The 5,386-nt window shown below is 44.7% G+C and carries 9 protein-coding genes; all 9 read right to left on the minus strand.

Annotated features, from left to right (window positions below):
* Positions 1-163, minus strand: a 163-nt coding sequence (locus MFF42_RS26725) for an external scaffolding protein D (RefSeq protein WP_048901954.1), incomplete at its 3' end; no start/stop codon positions are given.
* Positions 160-399: a phage DNA packaging protein C gene (locus MFF42_RS26730; RefSeq protein WP_016670801.1), complete on the minus strand. Its 240-nt coding sequence runs from the start codon at positions 397-399 to the stop codon at positions 160-162. The genes MFF42_RS26730 and MFF42_RS26725, both read right to left, overlap by 4 nt.
* Complete coding sequence (locus MFF42_RS26735) at positions 332-484, minus strand: hypothetical protein (protein WP_435988044.1); 153 nt, start codon at positions 482-484, stop codon at positions 332-334. Before MFF42_RS26735 ends, MFF42_RS26730 begins: the two co-directional genes overlap by 68 nt.
* On the minus strand, positions 417-2,012 hold the full coding sequence (locus MFF42_RS26740; RefSeq protein ID WP_021370787.1) for a replication endonuclease: 1,596 nt from the start codon (positions 2,010-2,012) through the stop codon (positions 417-419). The genes MFF42_RS26735 and MFF42_RS26740 overlap by 68 nt, the downstream gene beginning before the upstream one ends.
* Before the next feature lie 9 nt (positions 2,013-2,021).
* The gene (locus MFF42_RS26745) at positions 2,022-3,008 is read right to left on the minus strand and encodes a Minor spike protein (RefSeq protein WP_000466547.1); all 987 of its coding nucleotides are present in this window, start codon (positions 3,006-3,008) and stop codon (positions 2,022-2,024) included.
* An 8-nt stretch (positions 3,009-3,016) separates the two neighbouring features.
* Positions 3,017-3,544, minus strand: a complete 528-nt coding sequence (locus MFF42_RS26750) for a hypothetical protein (RefSeq protein ID WP_000487867.1) — start codon at positions 3,542-3,544, stop codon at positions 3,017-3,019.
* A gap of 110 nt (positions 3,545-3,654) precedes the next feature.
* A complete protein-coding gene (locus tag MFF42_RS26755; protein WP_000065572.1) occupies positions 3,655-4,938 on the minus strand; it encodes a major capsid protein in 1,284 nt (427 codons plus the stop codon).
* 36 nt (positions 4,939-4,974) lie between these two features.
* Positions 4,975-5,091: a phage DNA packaging protein J gene (locus tag MFF42_RS26760; RefSeq protein ID WP_000033471.1), complete on the minus strand. Its 117-nt coding sequence runs from the start codon at positions 5,089-5,091 to the stop codon at positions 4,975-4,977.
* Positions 5,091-5,386 (minus strand): external scaffolding protein D (locus MFF42_RS26765; protein ID WP_156732867.1); only part of this gene is annotated, 296 nt, incomplete at its 5' end. The genes MFF42_RS26765 and MFF42_RS26760, both read right to left, overlap by 1 nt.

A 5,386-nucleotide genomic window follows, 5' to 3' on the forward strand; every position in this document is an offset into this window, starting at 1 on the left:
CGCAGCGACGAGCACGAGAGCGGTCAGTAGCAATCCAAACTTTGTTACTCGTCAGAAAATCGAAATCATCTTCGGTTAAATCCAAAACGGCAGAAGCCTGAATGAGCTTAATAGAGGCCAAAGCGGTCTGGAAACGTACGGATTGTTCAGTAACTTGACTCATGATTTCTTACCTATTAGTGGTTGAACAGCATCGGACTCAGATAGTAATCCACGCTCTTTTAAAATGTCAACAAGAGAATCTCTACCATGAACAAAATGTGACTCATATCTAAACCAGTCCTTGACGAACGTGCCAAGCATATTAAGCCACTTCTCCTCATCCAACGCGTCAGTTTTTGACAGAATCGTTAGTTGATGGCGAAAGGTCGCAAAGTAAGAGCTTCTCGAGCTGCGCAAGGATAGGTCGAATTTTCTCATTTTCCGCCAGCAGTCCACTTCGATTTAATTCGTAAACAAGCAGTAGTAATTCCTGCTTTATCAAGATAATTTTTCGACTCATCAGAAATATCCGAAAGTGTTAACTTCTGCGTCATGGAAGCGATAAAACTCTGCAGGTTGGATACGCCAATCATTTTTATCGAAGCGCGCATAAATTTGAGCAGATTTGTCGTCACAGGTTGCGCCGCCAAAACGTCGGCTACAGTAACTTTTCCCAGCCTCAATCTCATCTCTCTTTTTGCGTTCTGCTTCAATATCTGGTTGAACGGCGTCGCGTCGTAACCCAGCTTGGTAAGTTGGATTAAGCACTCCGTGGACAGATTTGTCATTGTGAGCATTTTCATCCCGAAGTTGCGGCTCATTCTGATTCTGAACAGCTTCTTGGGAAGTAGCGACAGCTTGGTTTTTAGTGAGTTGTTCCATTCTTTAGCTCCTAGACCTTTAGCAGCAAGGTCCATATCTGACTTTTTGTTAACGTATTTAGCCACATAGAAACCAACAGCCATATAACTGGTAGCTTTAAGCGGCTCACCTTTAGCATCAACAGGCCACAACCAACCAGAACGTGAAAAAGCGTCCTGCGTGTAGCGAACTGCGATGGGCATACTGTAACCATAAGGCCACGTATTTTGCAAGCTATTTAACTGGCGGCGATTGCGTACCCGACGACCAAAATTAGGGTCAACGCTACCTGTAGGAAGTGTCCGCATAAAGTGCACCGCATGGAAATGAAGACGGCCATTAGCTGTACCATACTCAGGCACACAAAAATACTGATAGCAGTCGGCGTGTGAATCATTAGCCTTGCGACCCTCGGCAGCAAGAACCATACGACCAATATCACGAAAATAGTCACGCAAAGCATTGGGATTATCATAAAACGCCTCTAATCGGTCGTCAGCCAACGTGAGAGTGTCAAAAACGATAAACCAACCATCAGCATGAGCCTGTCGCATTGCATTCATCAAACGCTGAATAGCAAAGCCTCTACGCGATTTCATAGTGGAGGCCTCCAGCAATCTTGAACACTCATCCTTAATACCTTTCTTTTTGGGGTAATTATACTCATCGCGAATATCCTTAAGAGGGCGTTCAGCAGCCAGCTTGCGGCAAAACTGCGTAACCGTCTTCTCGTTCTCTAAAAACCATTTTTCGTCCCCTTCGGGGCGGTGGTCTATAGTGTTATTAATATCAAGTTGGGGGAGCACATTGTAGCATTGTGCCAATTCATCCATTAACTTCTCAGTAACAGATACAAACTCATCACGAACGTCAGAAGCAGCCTTATGGCCGTCAACATACATATCACCATTATCGAACTCAACGCCCTGCATACGAAAAGACAGAATCTCTTCCAAGAGCTTGATGCGGTTATCCATCTGCTTATGGAAGCCAAGCATTGGGGATTGAGAAAGAGTAGAAATGCCACAAGCCTCAATAGCAGGTTTAAGAGCCTCGATACGCTCAAAGTCAAAATAATCAGCGTGACATTCAGAAGGGTAATAAGAACGAACCATAAAAAAGCCTCCAAGATTTGGAGGCATGAAAACATACAATTGGGAGGGTGTCAATCCTGACGGTTATTTCCTAGACAAATTAGAGCCAATACCATCAGCTTTACCGTCTTTCCAGAAATTGTTCCAAGTATCGGCAACAGCTTTATCAATACCATGAAAAATATCAACCACACCAGAAGCAGCATCAGTGACGACATTAGAAATATCCTTTGCAGTAGCGCCAATATGAGAAGAGCCATACCGCTGATTCTGCGTTTGCTGATGAACTAAGTCAACCTCAGCACTAACCTTGCGAGTCATTTCTTTGATTTGGTCATTGGTAAAATACTGACCAGCCGTTTGAGCTTGAGTAAGCATTTGGCGCATAATCTCGGAAACCTGCTGTTGCTTGGAAAGATTGGTGTTTTCCATAATAGACGCAACGCGAGCAGTAGACTCCTTCTGTTGATAAGCAAGCATCTCATTTTGTGCATATACCTGGTCTTTCGTATTCTGGCGTGAAGTCGCCGACTGAATGCCAGCAATCTCTTTTTGAGTCTCATTTTGCATCTCGGCAATCTCTTTCTGATTGTCCAGTTGCATTTTAGTAAGCTCTTTTTGATTCTCAAATCCGGCGTCAACCATACCAGCAGAGGAAGCATCAGCACCAGCACGCTCCCAAGCATTAAGCTCAGGAAATGCAGCAGCAAGATAATCACGAGTATCCTTTCCTTTATCAGCGGCAGACTTGCCACCAAGTCCAACCAAATCAAGCAACTTATCAGAAACGGCAGAAGTGCCAGCCTGCAACGTACCTTCAAGAAGTCCTTTACCAGCTTTAGCCATAGCACCAGAAACAAAACTAGGGACGGCCTCATCAGGGTTAGGAACATTAGAGCCTTGAATGGCAGATTTAATACCAGCATCACCCATGCCTACAGTATTGTTATCGGTAGCAAGCACATCACCTTGAATGCCACCGGAGGCGGCTTTTTGACCGCCTCCAAACAATTTAGACATGGCGCCACCAGCAAGAGCAGAAGCAATACCGCCAGCAATAGCACCAAACATAAATCACCTCACTTAAGTGGCTGGAGACAAATAATCTCTTTAATAACCTGATTCAGCGAAACCAATCCGCGGCATTTAGTAGCGGTAAAGTTAGACCAAACCATGAAACCAACATAAACATTATTGCCCGGCGTACGGGGAAGGACGTCAATAGTCACACAGTCCTTGACGGTATAATAACCACCATCATGGCGACCATCCAAAGGATAAACATCATAGGCAGTCGGGAGGGTAGTCGGAACCGAAGAAGACTCAAAGCGAACCAAACAGGCAAAAAATTTAGGGTCGGCATCAAAAGCAATATCAGCACCAACAGAAACAACCTGATTAGCGGCGTTGACAGATGTATCCATCTGAATGCAATGAAGAAAACCACCATTACCAGCATTAACCGTCAAACTATCAAAATATAACGTTGACGATGTAGCTTTAGGTGTCTGTAAAACAGGTGCCGAAGAAGCTGGAGTAACAGAAGTGAGAACCAGCTTATCAGAAAAAAAGTTTGAATTATGGCGAGAAATAAAAGTCTGAAACATGATTAAACTCCTAAGCAGAAAACCTACCGCGCTTCGCTTGGTCAACCCCTCAGCGGCAAAAATTAAAATTTTTACCGCTTCGGCGTTATAACCTCACACTCAATCTTTTATCACGAAGTCATGATTGAATCGCGAGTGGTCGGCAGATTGCGATAAACGGTCACATTAAATTTAACCTGACTATTCCACTGCAACAACTGAACGGACTGGAAACACTGGTCATAATCATGGTGGCGAATAAGTACGCGTTCTTGCAAATCACCAGAAGGCGGTTCCTGAATGAATGGGAAGCCTTCAAGAAGGTGATAAGCAGGAGAAACATACGAAGGCGCATAACGATACCACTGACCCTCAGCAATCTTAAACTTCTTAGACGAATCACCAGAACGGAAAACATCCTTCATAGAAATTTCACGCGGCGGCAAGTTGCCATACAAAACAGGGTCGCCAGCAATATCGGTATAAGTCAAAGCACCTTTAGCGTTAAGGTACTGAATCTCTTTAGTCGCAGTAGGCGGAAAACGAACAAGCGCAAGAGTAAACATAGTGCCATGCTCAGGAACAAAGAAACGCGGCACAGAATGTTTATAGGTCTGTTGAACACGACCAGAAAACTGGCCTAACGACGTTTGGTCAGTTCCATCAACATCATAGCCAGATGCCCAGAGATTAGAGCGCATGACAAGTAAAGGACGGTTGTCAGCGTCATAAGAGGTTTTACCTCCAAATGAAGAAATAACATCATGGTAACGCTGCATGAAGTAATCACGTTCTTGGTCAGTATGCAAATTAGCATAAGCAGCTTGCAGACCCATAATGTCAATAGATGTGGTAGAAGTCGTCATTTGGCGAGAAAGCTCAGTCTCAGGAGGAAGCGGAGCAGTCCAAATGTTTTTGAGATGGCAGCAACGGAAACCATAACGAGCATCATCTTGATTAAGCTCATTAGGGTTAGCCTCGGTACGGTCAGGCATCCACGGCGCTTTAAAATAGTTGTTATAGATATTCAAATAACCCTGAAACAAATGCTTAGGGATTTTATTGGTATCAGGGTTAATCGTGCCAAGAAAAGCGGCATGGTCAATATAACCAGTAGTGTTAACAGTCGGGAGAGGAGTGGCATTAACACCATCCTTCATGAACTTAATCCACTGTTCACCATAAACGTGACGATGAGGGACATAAAAAGTAAAAATGTCTACAGTAGAGTCAATAGCAAGGCCACGACGCAATGGAGAAAGACGGAGAGCGCCAACGGCGTCCATCTCGAAGGAGTCGCCAGCGATAACCGGAGTAGTTGAAATGGTAATAAGACGACCAATCTGACCAGCAAGGAAGCCAAGATGGGAAAGGTCATGCGGCATACGCTCGGCGCCAGTTTGAATATTAGACATAATTTATCCTCAAGTAAGGGGCCGAAGCCCCTGCAATTAAAATTGTTGACCACCTACATACCAAAGACGAGCGCCTTTACGCTTGCCTTTAGTACCTCGCAACGGCTGCGGACGACCAGGGCGAGCGCCAGAACGTTTTTTACCTTTAGACATTACATCACTCCTTCTGCACGTAATTTTTGACGCACGTTTTCTTCTGCGTCAGTAAGAACGTCAGTGTTTCCTGCGCGTACACGCAAGGTAAACGCGAACAATTCAGCGGCTTTAACCGGACGCTCGACGCCATTAATAATGTTTTCCGTAAATTCAGCGCCTTCCATGATGAGACAGGCCGTTTGAATGTTGACGGGATGAACATAATAAGCAATGACGGCAGCAATAAACTCAACAGGAGCAGGAAAGCGAGGGTATCCTACAAAGTCCAGCGTACCATAAACGCAAGCCTCAA

Origin of the sequence: Methylorubrum podarium (genome assembly GCF_022179745.1) — a bacterium.
Lineage (GTDB): Bacteria > Pseudomonadota > Alphaproteobacteria > Rhizobiales > Beijerinckiaceae > Methylobacterium > Methylobacterium podarium.

Bases quoted from the DNA above. Each gene is read 5' to 3' on its own strand.
- MFF42_RS26750 (WP_000487867.1), bottom strand. From the start codon at position 3,544: ATGTTTCAGACTTTTATTTCTCGCCATAATTCAAACTTTTTTTCTGAT.
- MFF42_RS26760 (WP_000033471.1), bottom strand. From the start codon at position 5,091: ATGTCTAAAGGTAAAAAACGTTCTGGCGCTCGCCCTGGTCGTCCGCAG.
- MFF42_RS26745 (WP_000466547.1), bottom strand. From the start codon at position 3,008: ATGTTTGGTGCTATTGCTGGCGGTATTGCTTCTGCTCTTGCTGGTGGC.
- MFF42_RS26755 (WP_000065572.1), bottom strand. From the start codon at position 4,938: ATGTCTAATATTCAAACTGGCGCCGAGCGTATGCCGCATGACCTTTCC.